A 16,420-nucleotide genomic window follows, 5' to 3' on the forward strand; every position below is an offset into this window, starting at 1 on the left:
GGAAGCTAAGCCTTTCAGCGCCGATGGTACTGCAGGGGGGACCCTGTGGGAGAGTAGGACGCCGCCGAACAATTTTTAGCCTCAACCCCCGGACTCTGTCCGGGGGTTGAGGCATTTTTGCGTTCTAGGCTTTGTCCATGCGATACGACTTGGTCATCTTCGACAACGACGGTGTGCTCGTGGACAGCGAGCCGATTTCCAATACGCTCCTCGCCGGCTATCTGACGGAGCTCGGGCATCTGACCTCGTACGAGGAGTCGGTGCGCGACTACATGGGGTCCGCCATGCATCGCATTCACGAGCTGGTCGAGGAGCGGACGGGGGAGCGGCTGCCCGCGGACTTCGACGAGACGTTCCACGCGCGGGTCTTCGCCGCCTTCGAGAGGGAGCTGGAGGCCGTGCGGGGGGCCGCAGAGGTGCTGAAGGGGCTGGCCGAGGCCGGGATTCCGTACTGTGTGGCCTCCTCCGGCAGTCATGAGCGGATTCGGGTGGGGCATCGGAAGACCGGGCTCGACGCGTGGTTCCGGGACGAGAACGTCTTCAGCGCCGAGGACGTGGGCCGGGGCAAGCCGGAGCCGGACCTGTTCCTGTACGCCGCCGCGCGGATGGGCGTGGCGCCGGAGCGGTGTGTGGTCGTCGAGGACAGCGGGCTCGGGGTCCAGGCCGCCGTTGCCGCCGGGATGGACGTGTACGGGTTCACGGCGATGACGCCCGAGGCGAAGCTCGCCGGCGCCACGGGGTTCTTCGGAACGATGGGCGAGCTCCCCGCGACATTGGGTCTGTGATCCATCTACCCCTCGGTAGGTTCCGGCCCTACGCTGAGCCGCCATGACAGATGCGCGGTTGCGGCGTGGGCGGGGATCCCTGGCGGTCAGTTTCTTCGTACAGGGGGTCACGTTCGCCCTGCTCGTGACCCGAATACCGGGGATCCAGGACCGGTACGGGATCTCGGACGCGCTGCTGCCGGCCTTCCTCGCCGCCGTACCGATCCTTGCCGGGGTGGCGAGCGTGGCGGCCGAGAAGGTCGTCGCCCGGGTGGGGCCCGCCGTGGTGCTGCGGTGGGCTCAGCCCGTCGTCCTGCTGGCCCTCCTGGGTGTGGGGGCGGGGACGGAGCTGTGGGAGGCGGCGCTCGCGCTCGGGGTCTTCGGCCTCGCGGTGGGGGCCCTGGACGCCTCCATGAACATGCTGGGGGTGAGCCTTCAGCGGGCGTACGGGCGGAGCATCATGCTCGGCTTCCACGCCTCGTACAGCCTCGGCGGGATCGTGGGTGCCTCGCTGGCCTGGGTGGGGGCGCACTGGCACCTGTCGCTGTTCGTGTCGTATCTGCCGGTCGTCGCGCTGCTGTTGCCCGTCGCCCTCCTGGGCAGCCGGTGGTACGTGGCCGGTGAGAACCGGGGCCTGGCGGAGAAGGCGGGGGAGAGCGGGGGGAGTCGCGTCGCCTTCGCCCTGCTGCTGCCGCTCTGTCTCGTCATGACCTTCGCGTACATAGGGGACTCCACCGTCTCCAACTGGAGTGCCAAGTACCTCCAGGACGTGCTCGGCAGTTCGGAGGAGCTGGCGACCGTGCCGTACAACGCGTACATGGTGACGACGCTGCTGGGCAGGGCGGTGGGCGACTTCGGGGTGCGGAAGCTGGGGGCCGTGACCGTCGTGCGGTGCGGGGCGGTGCTCGCGGCTCTGGGGTTCGCGGTGGTGGCGGTGGCGCCGGGGGCGTGGGCGGGGATCGCCGGGTTCACGGTCCTGGGGCTCGGGCTGAGTGTGATCGTGCCGCAGACCTTCGCCGCGGCGGGAAGGCTGTTCCCGGAGGCGAGCGATGCGGCGGTGGCGCGGCTCAACGTCTTCAACTACGTCGGGTTCCTCGTCGGGTCGCCGTTGGTGGGGGCGCTCGGGGACGCGTGGAGCTATCGCGGGGCGATGCTGGTGCCGATGGTGCTGGTCCTGGTGACGGTGGTGTACGCCACGTCGTTCGGTTCGCGAGAGGCCCGATACGGTGGCGGTCATGAGCGGCCGCGCACTGTTGATGTGGGATGAAGCTGTCACGCAGTACGACTTCGGGTCCGAGCATCCGATGGATCCGGTACGGCTCGCGCTGACCATGGGGCTGGTGCGGGCGTACGGGCTCGACCGGGCCGTGGACGTGGTCGCGGCGCCGCCGGCCGGGGAGTCGACCCTGCGGCTCGTGCACCGCGAGGACTACGTGGCGGCGGTGCGGGCGGCCTCGGTGGATCCGCGTCATGCCGACCAGGCGTACGGGCTGGGGACGGTAGACGATCCGGCGTTCACCGGGATGCACGAGGTGTCGGCGCTGATCGCCGGGCAGTCGGTCGGGGCGGCGGAGGCGGTGTGGCGCGGGGAGGCCGCGCACGCGGTGAACTTCGCGGGCGGGCTGCACCACGCGATGCCGGGGAGCGCGTCCGGGTTCTGCATCTACAACGACGCGTCGCTGGCCATCGCCCGTCTCCTGGAGCTGGGGGCGGAGCGGGTCGTGTACGTGGATGTGGACGTGCACCACGGTGACGGGGTGCAGGCGGCGTTCTGGGAGGATCCGCGGGTCCTGACGATCTCGCTGCACGAGCATCCGCGGACGCTGTTCCCGCAGACGGGGTGGCCGGAGGAGACGGGTGCGGCGGGGCCGGGGGAGGGCGGTGCCGTGAACGTGGCGCTGCCGGCCGGGACGGGCGACGCGGGGTGGCTGCGGGCCTTCCACGCGGTGGTGCCGGAGCTGATCGCGGATTTCCGGCCGCAGGTGCTCGTGACGCAGCACGGGGCGGACACGCACTTCGAGGATCCGCTCGCGCATCTGGCGGTGTCGCTGGACGCGCAGCGGTCGGTGCAGTCGGCCTGCCACGACCTGGCTCACGAGTACGTCGAGGGCGGGAAGTGGGTCGCGCTCGGCGGTGGCGGGTACGCGGTGGTGGACGTCGTGCCGCGGTCGTGGACGCATCTGGTGGGGATCGCGGCGCATGCCCCGGTGGATCCGGAGTCCGTGATCCCGTCGTCCTGGCGGGACGAGGTGTACGCGCGGACCCGGCAGTTGGGGCCGGCGCGGATGACGGACGGGCGGTGGCCGGTGGGCTTCCGGGACTGGGCCGAGGGGTACGACCCGGCGGATCGGTTGGACCAGGCGGTGCTCGCGACGCGGAAGGCTGCCTTCCCGCTGCGGGGGCTGCTTCCCTAGGGGTGTGAACGTCTTCTCGTGCGTTACGCCGACTGTGCACTGTCCCGGGGGTTTCGGCTCCGGGGGCGGTGTGTTCCGGCAGCATCGGGAGGGTGTTGAGTACCGGGGCGCTGCGGGCGCATCTTTTGGCGGCGGGGTTGGCGGGGACGGTGGCGACGTCGCGGGAGGAGAGTCTGCGGAGCTATCGGCTCTTCGCCGCGCGTGATCCGCGGGTGCTGCTGGGGCTCGATCCCGCCTGGGGATGGGGTGAGGCGGATCTGCTGCGGCTGATGGCCGACAAGTGCGGGGTGTCGGGGGATCCGGCGCACCGGTCGGGGCCGGACGTCATCGATCCCGAGCGGACGCTGAGGGGGCTCGACGCCTTCGCGGCGCGGTTGGGGGCGGCGGCCGCGCGACGGGTTCCGGTGCTGTTCGGGACGGGGCATCCGCACCGTCTGCTCGGTTTCTACGTCGCGCTTGCAGACGCTTTGTCGGCGGCGGGATGTCTTGTCCTCACCCCGGCGCAGGGGCGATGTGTCGACATAACGACCCGGTTCGGCGTACGTACGTACCTCCTCGACTACGTACGGGGGGTCGCGTTGGTGCGTGAGCCCGGGCTGTCGGGGAGTGGCCGCGAGCCGGGGGCGCACTCGCACTCCGCGCTGCCGGTTAGGGCCGCGCTCGAAAGTGCGGCCGAGGGTGGCGGGCCGCTGCCGGAGCTGGTGGTCGGGGACCACGGATGGGTCTGCGGTGCAGGTCAGCTGGGTATCGAGGCCATCGGTCTTGCCGATACGGATGATCCGGCGCTGTTCGTCGGTGAGGCGGAGGGGCAGGTGTCGGTGGCCGTTCCGCTTGATGACGGCGTGCGCTCCGACTACTACCGTCCGCTCACGCGCTATGTACTCAATCGAGCGTGTCTGTCACGGTAAACGGCCGATGGCAGCTCCTCTTCCCCACTCGTACCACCCGCCCCTAGTCTGGCGAGTGAGCGCTCGGCGACGAAGAGTCACCGGAGGGGAAGCCGGTGGGCGTCGCGGCGGAAGGTACAGGTGGGTCATGGCTGCTGGCGATCGACCTCTCAACGAGGTCAAGTTTCTGACCGTGGCGGAAGTCGCCTCGGTGATGCGCGTGTCGAAGATGACCGTGTACCGCTTGGTGCACAGCGGTCATCTGCCGGCGATCCGGGTGGGCAGGTCCTTCCGGGTGCCGGAACAGGCGGTTCACGAGTACCTGAGGGAGTCCTTCGTGGGGGTGGGGACCGCGTAGCGAGCGCGCGGCCGATCAGCCGGGAATGTCGCGTACGGCCCTCGGATTACAAGCGCGGTGCTCGGGACGGTAGGCTAGGCCGACGTAGGTCGTGTGGGCCCAGACGCCCCGCACCGATCCCCGCCGGGAGGCGGGGATGTTCCGAGAAGTGAGCGAGGGTAGTCGTGGGCTCTGTTATCAAGAAGCGGCGCAAGCGGATGGCGAAGAAGAAGCACCGCAAGCTGCTTAAGCGCACGCGCGTTCAGCGTCGCAACAAGAAGTAAGGCGACAGCTGCACCGCAGCGATTCGTGCGTCAGGCGTGGCCCTTCACCGTTCGCGGTGGAGGGCCACGCTTTATTCGCGCCGAAATACGAAGGCGCTACGGTGGCGACCAACGGAAGACGGACGGAAGGCGCTGATCTTGGGCAGGGTCGTGCTCGTCACCGGTGCCGCCCGGCACCTCGGGGGCCGTTTCGTGCGGCGGATCCAGCGGGACCCGGAAGTGGAGCGGGTGGTCGCGGTGGACGCGGTCGACCCGACGCACCAGCTCGGCGCCGCCGAGTTCGTCCGGGCGGACATCCGCCGGCCGGCCATCGCGAAGGTCCTGGCCGAGCACGAGGTCGACACGGTGGTCCACATGGACGTCACCGGGACGGCGCTCGGCGCCGGCGGCCGTACGTCGGTCAAGGAGACCAACGTCATCGGCACCATGCAGCTGCTCGGGGCCTGCCAGAAGTCGCCGCGGATCAGACGGCTCGTGATCAAGTCGAGTACGAGCGTCTACGGCTCCGCGCCGCGCGACCCGGCGGTCTTCACCGAGACCACGCCGGCGAAGTCGCTGCCGAGCGGGGGCTTCGCCAAGGACGCCGTCGAGGTCGAGGGGTACGTGCGGGGCTTCGCCCGGCGCCGGCCGGACGTGGCCGTGTGCGTGCTGCGGTTCGCGAACATCCTCGGGCCGCGGATCGACTCCCCGCTGGGCGAGTACCTGTCGCTGCCGATCATGCCGACCGTGCTCGGCTACGACCCGAGGCTCCAGTTCGTCCACGAGGACGACGTGATCGACGTGCTGCGCCTGGCGGCGCACGAGCCCCGCAGGGCCACCCTGAACAGCGGCACGTTCAACGTGGCCGGCGACGGGGTGCTGCTGCTCTCCCAGTGCGCGCGGAGGCTGGGGCGGCCGACCGTTCCGGTGCTGCTGCCCGCGGTCACCTGGGTGGGGACGGCGCTGCGCACGGTCGGGATCACCGACTTCGCGCCCGAGCAGATCCGGCTGCTCACCCACGGCCGGGTGGTCTCGACGGTGCAGATGCGCGAGGTCCTCGGGTTCTCGCCGCGCTTCACGACGGCGGAGACCTTCGCGGACTTCGCGGGCAGCAGGGGGCCGGGCCTTCTGCCGCCGGAGATGCTCGCCGGGGCGGTGGACCGGCTCGCCGGCCGGCTGGCCCCGGCCACGACTGACACCGACCCACTTCACCACGGCGCCTGAGGGGACCGGACAGCGATGGCGGACGCCAAGGTCATTCCGTTCGACGACGACCGTTCGCGGGCCCGTCGTCGGCCCAGCCGGGCCGACGGGGAGGCGGCGGCCGTACGGGCGCTGCCGGGGGCGCAGCAGGGCCCTCATGAGCCGGAGGGGGCCGGGGGAGGGCTTCCTGGGGCCGAGGCGCGGTCCGGGGCCGGGTCCGGGGCCGGAGGTGAGGGCGGTGCGGGCGTGAGTGCGGGTGCGGAGGCCGGGAGCGGTGTCGAGGCCGGCGCCGGTGCCGGCGGGTGGGAGCGGCGGCTCGCGGGCGGGCTCGCGTTCCTGCGGCGGCGGATCACGGGTGAGTACGAGGTCGACGAGTTCGGCTACGACGAGGAGCTCACCGATCAGGTCCTGATGTCGCTGCTGCGCCCGCTGTACGAGAAGTACTTCCGGGTCGAGGTGAAGGGCGTCGAGAACATCCCCGACAAGGGTGGGGCCCTGATCGTCGCCAACCACTCGGGGACCCTGCCGCTGGACGGGCTGATGCTGCAGGTCGCCGTCCACGACCGGCATCCGGCGGGCCGGCATCTGCGGCTGCTCGCGGCGGACCTCGTCTTCATGCTGCCGGTGGTCAACGAGCTGGCGCGGAAGGCGGGGCACACCCTGGCCTGTGCGGAGGACGCGGAGCGGCTGCTGCGGGCCGGTGAGATCGTCGGTGTGATGCCGGAGGGCTTCAAGGGCATCGGGAAGCCGTTCTCGGAGCGGTACAAGCTCCAGCGGTTCGGGCGGGGCGGCTTCGTCTCGACGGCGCTGCGGGCGGGGGTGCCGATCGTGCCGTGCTCGATCGTGGGTGCGGAGGAGATCTACCCGATGGTCGGGAACGCCAAGACGCTGGCGCGGGTGCTCGGGCTCCCGTACGTCCCGATCACCCCGACGTTTCCGTGGCTGGGGCCGCTCGGGGCGTTGCCGCTGCCGACGAAGTGGACCATCCAGTTCGGGGAGCCGATCGCGACGGACGGGTACGCGCCGGAGGCGGCGGAGGACCCGATGCTGATGTTCAACCTGACGGACCAGGTCAGGGAGCAGATACAGCACACCTTGTACAAGCTGCTGGTGCAGCGGCGGTCGGTGTTTTTCTGAGGGAGGGGCCCTCTGAGGGGGGCTTTCTGAGGGAGGGCCCTCTGAGGGAGGAGCCTTCTGAGGACAGAGTCGAGGGGCGCCCCCGTCCGTGGGGCGCCCCTCAACTCTTGCTAGCGAGCGTCCTCGCTGTCGATGCCGAAGCCTGGTAGCAGGCCTGGCAGGAGTGGCGGAAGAGTCACGTCCGGCACCTCGGTGGGTGTCGGGGGCGTGGGTGACGGTGCCGTCGGCGGGCCGGTCGGGATGGGCTGCTGGAGCAGCCCGCCCGTGTTGCCGCCGAGGAGGCCGTCGTCCTCCGGTGATTCGGTGCTGCCGCTGTCCGTGCTCGCGCTCGTGCTCGTACCGGTGCTCGGGGCGGGACCGGACGGGCGGGGCGGGGCGGAGGTGCCGCTGGTGGGCGGCGCCTCGTGGGTGGACGGCGGATTCTGGGTGTCCGGTTCCTGGGTGTCCTGCGGGGTGCCGGTCCCGCGGGTCGGGTTCTGCGTGGTGACCCCGCCCTTCTCCAGGGTGCGGGGAAGCACCGACTGGAGGGGCTCGACTTCTTCGTCCATGGCGTCGAAGACCCCGGTCACGTCGCTGCCGACGTCCGCGAGCTGGACGGGGAGCCGGTCGCGCAGGCCGTTCCAGGTGTCCCGGTGGGCCTGGGCGAACGAGTTGAGCCGGGCCATCGGGCCGATCTCGCCGTCCCGCTCGTACGCCTGGCGGAGCAGGCGGTGGCCTTCGCTGGCGTCGTGCTTCATTCCGCCCAGGACGCGGCGGATCTCGCCGAGCGACTCGTGGTCGAGGTCGCCGGAGCGGCCGCGCTCCATGAGTCTGCGGGCCTCGCTGAGCCGGGTGGACGCCTGGTCGAGGTAGATGCCGCCGCGATCCGCGTCGTCGTCCGCCATCCCGAGCTTGATGTCCTCCATGCCTCGCTTGAGCCCGTAGAGCGAGTCACCGGGGAGGGCGTCGGAGCTGGCGGCGGCCACCCCGCCGAAGGCTCCCGCGGCCACACCGACCGTGAGCCCGCCGGCGGCGAGGCCCTTGGTCCAGCGGGAGCGGGGGCGGAGCTTGCGGAGCGGGGAGGCCCGGTGGGCTCCCTTGCCGCCCGGTGCCCGTTGTTCCGGCACCGTAGGGCCCGCGGCCGCGCTGCCCTCCATGAGCATCGCTTCCATGGCGGCGACGAGCTGCGCTCGCTGCACCACCTTGACCTCGGGGTCCAGCTGCGGCTTCGGTAGTTCACCGAGGCCGCTCGCCAAGGCCAACAGCCGCCCCTGCTCCGCCGGTTCGGCCGGCGCTTCGGGCTGCTCGGCTGCCGCGCCCTCGGCTGCCTGATCCTCCAGGGCCTGGGCGAAGGCGTTCGCCCGCCGGTGCGCCGATACGTTCGCGATCACTGGCGGCACCTCCTCTCGTCATGACGGTCGACTCCCCGGGGTGTCCGGAGGGTTGCACGCCTTGAACACATCCACACGAACGAGTGAGTGGCTGCGGGCATGGCGTGACCACAGGGAGCCTGCATTCCGCACAACGAGCGGCGCGGCACTTGGGTTACGCGCGAAAGATGATCGGACCAGTGCGTCACCGAGGGGTCACCGACTGTGAGTGGTTCGGGGGTCGTGGGGGTGTGGGGGGAGGTGCGGGGGGTGGAGCGCGCACCGGAGTGCGGACCGGGGTGTGGGGGCGCGTGTGGGGGGCGCGGACCGGTCAGCGTGCGTCGTCCGGGAGGAGGCGGGCCAGGGTGCGGACGGCCCGGTACTGGAGGGTCTTGATGGCGCCCTCGTTCTTCCCCATGACGCGGGCGGTCTCGGCGACCGAGAGGCCCTGGAGGAAGCGCAGGGTGACGCACTCCTGCTGTTGGGGGTTGAGGCGGCGGACCGCGTCGAGGAGTGCCGCGTTGGAGAGGGACTCCAGGACGGAGTCCTCGGGGCTGCGCTCGACCTCGTTGGCGTCGAGCATCTCGCCGGTGGTGACTTCCAGGCGGAAGCGGCTGGACTTGAAGTGGTCGGCGACGAGGTTGCGGGCGATGGTGACGAGCCAGGCGCCGAAGTCGCGACCCTGCCAGGTGAAGGTGGAGATCCGGCGCAGGGCGCGCAGGAACGTCTCGCTGGTCAGGTCCTCCGCGGTCGCCTTCCCGCCGACGCGGTAGTAGATGTAGCGGTAGACGGTGTCGCTGTACTGGTCGTACAGGCGGCCGAAGGCCTCGGCCTCGCCGGCCTGGGCGCGCTCGACCAGGTCCATCATGCGAGCGCTGTCGCTGTCGGCGGTGGGGCGGCGGGCGGCGGTCGAGGTTCCGGCGCCGCCGCGGGTTCCCCGTCTGCCCACGGCGGCGCTGCCGTCGGCCAGGGCATAGCAAGGACCGGCGGGTGTCGGTGAGGCGAAGGCGAAGGCGGGGACAGGGCCGGCGTACGCGGTGGGGACGAAGCCGCGCAAGTGGTCGAGGACCGTTGCGCGCAGCGTAGCCAGGCCCGAGGTGTCAACCCCGACGTGTGGGTACACGGGACTCCCAGAGGCAGAGCTTCCATCACGTGCAGTGCGGGACCGTTCACTCGTCGTGGCGACGGGAGGGGTCCTTTGTGCGTCTGAGGAGAATAACGCTTCGTACAGGCAGCGCTACACCCAGTTGCTCAAATCACCGATTACGTCGTTTCCGTTACTGCTTGCAGTCGTAACTGGTCGCTGTTCGTGACCGGTTGTTGATCGGATTGCTTCCGAGTGTGACTGCGGCGGCGTTGCGTTGTGCTCAAGTGCAGAACGGGTGAGTGATCGGGGCCGCTGCTGGGTAAGGAGTCCGGAATGCCTGGGAGTCGACCTGTGCGGGGGTGTTCGACCACGGACGGGTGAGGGTCGCTGGTCCGGGGTTGTCGCAGATGATCGCAGCCGAAACGTATCGGCAGGGCGGCGGCGCGCCGGGTGGCGGCCGCGTCAGTGGCGGCGGCGGTGCAGGGCGACCGCGGCGGCGGTGCCGCCGGCGAGCGCGCCCAGTCCCGCGGCGGCGGGGATGCCGACCTTGGCGGCCTTGCGGCCGGTCCGGTAGTCGCGGAGTCGCCACTCCCGGGCCTTCGCGTACTTGCGCAGCTTGGTGTCCGGGTTGATCGCGTACGGGTGCCCGACGAGCGAGAGCATCGGGATGTCGTTGTGCGAGTCGCTGTAGGCGGCGCAGCGGTTCAGGTCGAGGCCCTCCGCGGCGGCGAGGGCCCGTACCGCTTCGGCCTTGGCCGGTCCGTGCAGGGGCTCGCCGACCAACTTGCCCGTGTAGACGCCGTCGACGGACTCGGCGACCGTGCCGAGTGCGCCGGTCAGGCCGAGTCGCCGGGCGATGATCGTGGCGGTCTCGACCGGGGCGGCCGTGACGAGCCAGACCTTCTGGCCCGCGTCCAGGTGGGCCTGGGCGAGGCCGCGGGTGCCGGGCCAGATGCGGTCGGCCATGTACTCGTCGTAGATCTCCTCGCCGATCGACATCAGTTCGGAGACGCGGTGGCCCTTGACGATGGACAGGGCGCTGTCGCGGGCGTCCTGCATGTGCTCGGGGTCCTCGACGCCGGCGAGCCGGAACCAGGCCTGCTGCCAGGCGAAGCGGGCGAGTTCGCGGCGCTGGAAGAACTTCCGCTTGTACAGGCCGCGGCCGAAGTGGAAGATCGCGGCGCCCTGCATCACGGTGTTGTCGAGGTCGAAGAAGGCGGCCGCCTGGACGTCGCCGACGACCGGGAATTCGGGTTCGGCCGGGGCGGTGGGCTCCGCGGCGGCCGTCTCGGCCGCCGCCTCCTCCCGCTCCCGTTCCAGCTGGAGCGAGGACTTCCGCGCTGCCTCGGCAGCGGCCTCGCCTGCGAGGACGCTGCGCGCGGTGGCGGAGCGCCTACGAGGGGTGAGCCATCCCAGAGCGGCCATGCCTGGAGCATAGCCAGTCTGTTCGGTACTTCCCGACTTGTGACGATGCCGGGTCGTGAACACTGCGGGGCTCCCCTGTTAATTGGACAGAATGGACGTCATGTTCGGACGGACGAAGAAGAAGGACGCCGCATCGCGCACCGTGACGCTGATCGGCAAGCCGGGATGTCACCTCTGCGACGACGCCAGGGCGGTGATCGAGGCCGTGTGCGCCGAAACGGGGGCACGATGGGAGGAGAAGGACATCACGCGCGACGAGGAGCTCCACCGGGCGTACTGGGAGCAGATCCCCGTCGTTCTGATCGACGGCGAACAGCACACCTTCTGGCGCGTGGACCCCGGGCGGCTCCGGCGCGAACTGGGTGTGTGACCGAAAGGCGGTTACCATCGTGGACGTTTTGTTGGGTTTCGGGGGTGACGTCGTGAGGAGTGTGTGCGGCTTTGCCCCCTTCGGGATCCCAACGCTCTGACCTGCTCCGCGGTTCCGTGACGATAGGAACCAGCCGCGTGACCCCGGTCACTTTGGCCGGACAAAACGGACACCATCTTTGTGCACGCGTTCACAAAGACATAGCCTGCATTCGACGGGGCGGTCTTGGGACATACGGCCGCCTGCAGCCCCGCTCATCCCGCAGGAGCACCGTGGCAACTGGCCGAACTCACCGACCGGCGACCCGTAGCCGAGGAATTCCCGAGGCCACCGTCGCCCGGCTTCCGCTGTATCTGCGCGCACTGACCGCGCTCTCGGAGCGCTCCGTACCCACGGTCTCCTCCGAGGAGCTCGCGGCCGCCGCGGGCGTCAACTCCGCGAAGCTGCGCAAGGACTTCAGCTACCTCGGCTCGTACGGCACCCGTGGTGTCGGTTACGACGTCGAGTACCTCGTCTACCAGATCTCCCGCGAGCTGGGGCTCACCCAGGACTGGCCGGTCGTCATCGTCGGCATCGGTAACCTCGGTGCCGCGCTCGCCGGCTACGGCGGCTTCGCCTCCCGTGGCTTCCGGGTCGCCGCGCTGATCGACGCCGACCCCGCCATGACCGGCAAGCCGGTCGCCGGGATCCCCGTCCAGCACAGCGACGACCTCGAGAAGATCATCAACGAGGACGGCGTCTCCATCGGCGTCATCGCGACCCCCGCAGGCGTCGCCCAGCAGGTCTGCGACCGGCTGGTGGCCGCCGGGGTCACCTCCATCCTGAACTTCGCCCCGACCGTGCTCTCCGTGCCCGACGGCGTGGACGTCCGCAAGGTCGACCTCTCCATCGAGCTCCAGATCCTCGCCTTCCACGAGCAGCGGAAGGCCGGCGAGGAGGCGGGCGCCGAGAACGGCCCGGAGACGGGTACGGACACCGGCGCGCCCGCCGCACCGCCCGCCGCCCGCGCCGGGGGCAGCAACCGCAAGGGACCCGACGGGGACGTCCCCGCCGTGATGCCGGCATGAGCCTCCTCGTCGTCGGGCTGAGCCACCGCAGCGCCCCGGTCTCCATCCTGGAGCGGGCCGCGCTGTCGGCGGACACCCGGATCAAGCTGCTCCAGGACACCCTCGCCGCCGAGCCGGCCGCCGAGGGCACCGTCCTGGCCACCTGCAACCGCATCGAGCTCTACGCCGACGTGGACAAGTTCCACGCCGGTGTCGCCGAGCTGTCCACGCTGCTCGCCCAGCACAGCGGCGTCGGCCTGGAGGAGCTCACTCCCTATCTCTACGTGCACTACGAGGACCGGGCCGTCCACCACCTCTTCTCGGTGGCCTGCGGGCTCGACTCCATGGTCGTCGGCGAGGGCCAGATCCTCGGCCAGATCAAGGACGCGCTCGCCCTCGGCCAGGAGCAGCACACCGCGGGACGCCTCCTCAACGACCTGTTCCAGCAGGCCCTGCGGGTCGGCAAGCGCGCCCACAGCGAGACCGGGATCGACCGGGCCGGGCAGTCGCTCGTCACCTTCGGCCTGGAGCAGCTCGCCCAGGGTACGGGCGACGCCGACGTCGACACCTGGGCCAAGGGCAAGCGGGCCCTCGTCATCGGGGCCGGTTCGATGTCCTCGCTGGCCGCCGCCACGCTCGCGCGCTCCGGTGTCTCCGAGGTCGTCATCGCCAACCGCACCCTGGCCCGCGCCGAGCGGCTCGCCCAGATCCTGAGCGAGCCCGGCGGCACGGGGGTGGCCGCACGCGCGGTCGAGATGGTTGCCGTCGGCGACGAACTGACACGTGCCGACGTCGTCGTCTCCTGCACCGGCGCCACCGGACTCGTCCTCACCGGCGAGGCCGTCGAGGCCGCCGTACAGGGCCGCCGTGCCCCGCTCGGCCTGCTCGACCTCGCCATGCCCCGCGACATCGACGCCGCCGCGCACCGGGTCCCCGGAGTCCGGCTCGTCGACATCGAGTCGCTCGCCGAGGCCTCCGCCGACGCGCCCATGGCCGCCGACGTCGACCAGGTCCGCGGCATCGTCTCCGACGAGGTCGCCGCCTTCGGCGCCGCACAGCGCGCCGCGCACATCACTCCGACCGTCGTCGCCCTGCGCACGATGGCCGCCGATGTCGTGGCCGGCGAGGTCGCCCGGCTGGAAGGCCGGCTGCCCGACCTCGACGACAAGCAGCGCGCCGAGATCACCCAGACCGTGCGACGCGTGGTCGACAAGCTCCTGCACGCGCCGACCGTGCGGGTCAAGCAGCTGGCCAGCGAGCCCGGCGGCGCCGGGTACGCGGACGCGCTGCGGACACTCTTCGACCTCGACCCGGAGACGGTGGCATCCGTCAGCCGGGCCGACCTGAATGACGCCGACGTCAAGAACCGAGGGCGAGTATGACCGAGAGGGCACTGAGGCTCGGGACCAGGCGCAGCAAGCTCGCCATGGCCCAGTCCGGGCACGTGGCCGACGCCGTCCGGCAGCTGACCGGCCGGCCCGTCGAGCTCGTGGAGATCACGACGTACGGGGACACCTCCCGGGAGCACCTCGCGCAGATCGGCGGCACCGGCGTCTTCGTCGCCGCCCTGCGCGACGCGCTGCTCGCCGGTGAGGTGGACTTCGCCGTCCACTCGCTGAAGGACCTGCCGACCGCCCAGCACCCCGAGCTCGTGCTGGCCGCGATCCCGAAGCGCGAAGACCCGCGCGACGTGCTGATCGCGCGGGAGGGCGTCACGCTCGACCGGCTGCCCAAGGGTGCCCGCGTCGGCACCGGTTCGCCGCGTCGCATGGCCCAGCTCCACGCGTACGCGCGCAGCCACGGCCTGGAGATCACCTGTGTCCCGATCCGGGGGAACATCGACACCCGGGTCGGCTACGTACACAGCGGTGAACTGGACGCGGTGGTTCTCGCCGCGGCCGGTCTCAACCGCATCGGCGGGACCGCGGAGCTGACCGGCTCCCTGTCGCTCGACCACCTGTCGGTCGACTCGGTCCTGCCCGCCCCCGGCCAGGGGGCCCTGGCGATCGAATGCCCGGCGTCCGACGCCGAGCTCGTCGCCACGCTCGCCGCTCTCGACGACCCGCACACGCGGGCCGCCGTGACGGCCGAGCGATCCCTGCTCGCCGCCCTGGAGGCCGGCTGCTCCGCACCCGTGGGTGCGCTGGCCGACCTGCTGGCCGACGACCCCGGTCACGGGCAGGTTGTCACCGAAATGCGCCTGCGCGGCGTCGTCGGCACCACCGACGGCTCGACGCTGGTGCAGCTGTCCACCACCGGTCCCGTACCCACGTCGCACGACGAGGCGATGGCACTCGGACGCGAACTCGCGGACGAGATGCTCGCCAAGGGTGCGGCTGGTCTTATGGGGGAGCGAGCACTTTGAACCCCACCCGCCCGACCACCAGCCCAGTGTCCTCGGCCTTCACCGGCCACGGGCACGTCACGTTCCTCGGTGCAGGACCGGGAGACCCCGGACTGCTGACCCTCAGGGCCGTCGAGGCCCTCGCGGGCGCGGACGTCCTGATCGCCGAGCCGGAGGTGCTCGAGGTCGTTCGCGACCATGCGCGCGCGGGGGTGAGCACGCCTGAGCTGACGGTTGTTGACGAGGCGTCAACAGCCGCCGGAGTCCCCGTGTTGAGGGATGCCGCCAATCTTGTCATGGAGGCCGCGAGGGGCGGCAGGCGGGTCGTCCGTGCGGTGACCGGCGACCCCGGTCTCGACGGGAACGCGGGCGCCGAGATGCTGGCCTGCGCCGCCGAGGGCATCCCCTTCGAGGTCGTCCCCGGTGTCGCCACCGCCGTCGGCGTGCCCGCGTACGCCGGTGTCCCGCTTCGCGACGCGCAGGGCACGGACGTGCGGTTCGTCGACGCCAGGACCGCCGACGAGCGGTGCTGGTCCGAGGTCGGCGCCTCCGACGGCACCGTCGTCGTGTCCACCTCGCTCGACTCGGTGGCCGCGGCCGCCGGTGAACTGGTGGCGGCTGGCCGTAAGCCGGACACCCCGCTCACCGTCACCATCGCCGGTACGACCACCCGCCAGCGGACGTGGAACGCGACGCTCGGCACCATCGCCCAGGTCTTCAAGCAGGGCAAGATCCTCCCCTCGCCCGAGGGCCACCGGCCGGTCATAGCCGTGGTCGGCGAGCGCAGCGCCCCGGCGCAGCGGGACCAGCTGTCGTGGTTCGAGTCGAAGCCCCTCTTCGGGTGGCGGGTGCTCGTGCCGCGTACCAAGGAGCAGGCCGCCTCGCTCTCCGACCAGCTGCGTTCGTACGGCGCGGTGCCGCACGAGGTGCCGACGATCGCCGTCGAGCCGCCGCGCACCCCGCAGCAGATGGAGCGTGCCGTCAAGGGTCTGGTGACCGGGCGGTACGAGTGGATCGCCTTCACCAGCGTGAACGCCGTGAAGGCGGTGCGGGAGAAGTTCGAGGAGTACGGGCTCGACGCGCGCGCCTTCGCCGGGATCAAGGTCGCGGCCGTGGGCGAGCAGACCGCCGCGGCGCTCGTCGACTTCGGCGTGAAGCCCGATCTGGTGCCGAGCGGTGAGCAGTCGGCCGCGGGCCTCCTTGAGGACTGGCCGCCGTACGACCCCGTCTTCGACCCGATCGACCGGGTGTTCCTGCCGCGGGCCGACATCGCGACGGAGACGCTGGTCGCCGGGCTCATCGAGCTCGGGTGGGAGGTCGACGACGTCACCGCCTACCGGACCGTACGGGCGTCGCCGCCGCCGGCGGACACGCGCGAGGCGATCAAGGGCGGCGGCTTCGACGCCGTGCTCTTCACGTCGTCGTCGACGGTGCGGAACCTGGTGGGCATCGCCGGGAAGCCGCACAACGTGACCGTGATCGCGTGCATCGGCCCCGCCACGGCCAAGACGGCCGAGGAGCACGGGCTGCGGGTGGACGTGCTGTCGCCCGAGCCTTCCGTGCACAAGCTCGCGGAGGCGCTGGCCGACTTCGGGCTGCGGCGCCGGGAAGCGGCGCTGGAGGCGGGGGATCCGGTCACTCGGCCCTCCGAGCGGCGGCCGGGCGCGCGGCGGCGTCGTACGACGTAGTCGGGTTTCACGGGGTGCGGGGCCTTGCGAAGGTCCCGCACCCTTTGCTTTGCGTGGCTTTCCGGCAACAGGTTGTCGGTAAAACCACTGTTTGGGCGGGCGTAGC

16 protein-coding genes and 1 rRNA gene are annotated in these 16,420 nt (G+C 71.1%); 14 read left to right on the plus strand and 3 right to left on the minus strand.

Annotated elements, in window-relative coordinates:
* From rrf to ACZ6K0_RS31765, 9 genes are all read left to right on the plus strand, one after another.
* Positions 1 to 70 (plus strand): 5S ribosomal RNA (gene rrf, locus ACZ6K0_RS31725); the annotation flags it as partial.
* Between the two features lie 67 nt (positions 71 to 137).
* Positions 138 to 785 (plus strand): HAD family hydrolase, encoded by a 648-nt coding sequence (locus ACZ6K0_RS31730; RefSeq protein ID WP_469233053.1) that lies wholly within the window; start codon positions 138 to 140, stop codon positions 783 to 785.
* Positions 786 to 828: 43 nt separating this feature from the next.
* Entirely contained in the window at positions 829 to 2,031 is a 1,203-nt protein-coding gene (locus ACZ6K0_RS31735; RefSeq protein ID WP_376403284.1) for an MFS transporter, read from the plus strand.
* Positions 2,000 to 3,178 (plus strand): acetoin utilization protein AcuC, encoded by a 1,179-nt coding sequence (locus ACZ6K0_RS31740; protein WP_469233056.1) that lies wholly within the window; start codon positions 2,000 to 2,002, stop codon positions 3,176 to 3,178. Before ACZ6K0_RS31735 ends, ACZ6K0_RS31740 begins: the two co-directional genes overlap by 32 nt.
* Positions 3,179 to 3,270: 92 nt before the next feature.
* A complete protein-coding gene (locus tag ACZ6K0_RS31745; RefSeq protein WP_376403279.1) occupies positions 3,271 to 4,086 on the plus strand; it encodes a phosphatase in 816 nt (271 codons plus the stop codon).
* Between the two features lie 127 nt (positions 4,087 to 4,213).
* Complete coding sequence (locus ACZ6K0_RS31750) at positions 4,214 to 4,423, plus strand: helix-turn-helix domain-containing protein (protein WP_030223786.1); 210 nt, start codon at positions 4,214 to 4,216, stop codon at positions 4,421 to 4,423.
* A 164-nt stretch (positions 4,424 to 4,587) separates the two neighbouring features.
* Entirely contained in the window at positions 4,588 to 4,686 is a 99-nt protein-coding gene (locus ACZ6K0_RS31755; RefSeq protein ID WP_003948845.1) for a 30S ribosomal protein bS22, read from the plus strand.
* Positions 4,687 to 4,824: 138 nt separating this feature from the next.
* Positions 4,825 to 5,889, plus strand: coding sequence for an NAD-dependent epimerase/dehydratase family protein (locus tag ACZ6K0_RS31760; protein ID WP_469233058.1), 1,065 nt, complete (start codon positions 4,825 to 4,827; stop codon positions 5,887 to 5,889).
* A 15-nt stretch (positions 5,890 to 5,904) separates the two neighbouring features.
* On the plus strand, positions 5,905 to 7,005 hold the full coding sequence (locus ACZ6K0_RS31765; RefSeq protein WP_376403272.1) for a lysophospholipid acyltransferase family protein: 1,101 nt from the start codon (positions 5,905 to 5,907) through the stop codon (positions 7,003 to 7,005).
* Positions 7,006 to 7,115: 110 nt separating this feature from the next.
* Here the strand turns inward: ACZ6K0_RS31765 and ACZ6K0_RS31770 are convergent, their stop codons facing one another.
* From ACZ6K0_RS31770 to ACZ6K0_RS31780, 3 genes are all read right to left on the minus strand, one after another.
* Complete coding sequence (locus ACZ6K0_RS31770; protein ID WP_469233060.1) at positions 7,116 to 8,375, minus strand: DUF5667 domain-containing protein; 1,260 nt, start codon at positions 8,373 to 8,375, stop codon at positions 7,116 to 7,118.
* A gap of 310 nt (positions 8,376 to 8,685) precedes the next feature.
* Complete coding sequence (locus ACZ6K0_RS31775) at positions 8,686 to 9,477, minus strand: ECF subfamily RNA polymerase sigma factor, BldN family (protein ID WP_469233062.1); 792 nt, start codon at positions 9,475 to 9,477, stop codon at positions 8,686 to 8,688.
* A gap of 426 nt (positions 9,478 to 9,903) precedes the next feature.
* A complete protein-coding gene (locus ACZ6K0_RS31780) occupies positions 9,904 to 10,866 on the minus strand; it encodes an HAD family hydrolase (RefSeq protein WP_376403265.1) in 963 nt (320 codons plus the stop codon).
* 91 nt (positions 10,867 to 10,957) lie between these two features.
* Between ACZ6K0_RS31780 and ACZ6K0_RS31785 the strand changes: the two genes are divergently transcribed.
* From ACZ6K0_RS31785 to ACZ6K0_RS31805, 5 genes are all read left to right on the plus strand, one after another.
* Entirely contained in the window at positions 10,958 to 11,236 is a 279-nt protein-coding gene (locus ACZ6K0_RS31785; protein WP_376403262.1) for a glutaredoxin family protein, read from the plus strand.
* A gap of 272 nt (positions 11,237 to 11,508) precedes the next feature.
* Positions 11,509 to 12,303 (plus strand): redox-sensing transcriptional repressor Rex, encoded by a 795-nt coding sequence (locus ACZ6K0_RS31790; RefSeq protein ID WP_376403259.1) that lies wholly within the window; start codon positions 11,509 to 11,511, stop codon positions 12,301 to 12,303.
* Positions 12,300 to 13,664 (plus strand): glutamyl-tRNA reductase, encoded by a 1,365-nt coding sequence (locus ACZ6K0_RS31795; RefSeq protein ID WP_376403256.1) that lies wholly within the window; start codon positions 12,300 to 12,302, stop codon positions 13,662 to 13,664. The genes ACZ6K0_RS31790 and ACZ6K0_RS31795 overlap by 4 nt, the downstream gene beginning before the upstream one ends.
* Positions 13,661 to 14,647: a hydroxymethylbilane synthase gene (gene hemC / locus ACZ6K0_RS31800; protein ID WP_056648708.1), complete on the plus strand. Its 987-nt coding sequence runs from the start codon at positions 13,661 to 13,663 to the stop codon at positions 14,645 to 14,647. Before ACZ6K0_RS31795 ends, hemC begins: the two co-directional genes overlap by 4 nt.
* Complete coding sequence (locus tag ACZ6K0_RS31805; RefSeq protein WP_376403251.1) at positions 14,644 to 16,314, plus strand: bifunctional uroporphyrinogen-III C-methyltransferase/uroporphyrinogen-III synthase; 1,671 nt, start codon at positions 14,644 to 14,646, stop codon at positions 16,312 to 16,314. The genes hemC and ACZ6K0_RS31805 overlap by 4 nt, the downstream gene beginning before the upstream one ends.
* Positions 16,315 to 16,420: the final 106 nt, after the last annotated feature.

The organism is Streptomyces sp. NPDC042346 (assembly GCF_055581845.1).

Excerpts from the sequence above, each read along its gene's own strand:
- ACZ6K0_RS31730 (WP_469233053.1), top strand. The coding sequence starts at position 138 with ATGCGATACGACTTGGTCATCTTCGACAACGACGGTGTGCTCGTGGAC.
- ACZ6K0_RS31735 (WP_376403284.1), top strand. The coding sequence starts at position 829 with ATGACAGATGCGCGGTTGCGGCGTGGGCGGGGATCCCTGGCGGTCAGT.
- ACZ6K0_RS31740 (WP_469233056.1), top strand. The coding sequence starts at position 2,000 with ATGAGCGGCCGCGCACTGTTGATGTGGGATGAAGCTGTCACGCAGTAC.
- ACZ6K0_RS31750 (WP_030223786.1), top strand. The coding sequence starts at position 4,214 with ATGGCTGCTGGCGATCGACCTCTCAACGAGGTCAAGTTTCTGACCGTG.
- ACZ6K0_RS31765 (WP_376403272.1), top strand. The coding sequence starts at position 5,905 with ATGGCGGACGCCAAGGTCATTCCGTTCGACGACGACCGTTCGCGGGCC.
- ACZ6K0_RS31780 (WP_376403265.1), bottom strand. The coding sequence starts at position 10,866 with ATGGCCGCTCTGGGATGGCTCACCCCTCGTAGGCGCTCCGCCACCGCG.
- ACZ6K0_RS31785 (WP_376403262.1), top strand. The coding sequence starts at position 10,958 with ATGGACGTCATGTTCGGACGGACGAAGAAGAAGGACGCCGCATCGCGC.
- ACZ6K0_RS31795 (WP_376403256.1), top strand. The coding sequence starts at position 12,300 with ATGAGCCTCCTCGTCGTCGGGCTGAGCCACCGCAGCGCCCCGGTCTCC.
- hemC (WP_056648708.1), top strand. The coding sequence starts at position 13,661 with ATGACCGAGAGGGCACTGAGGCTCGGGACCAGGCGCAGCAAGCTCGCC.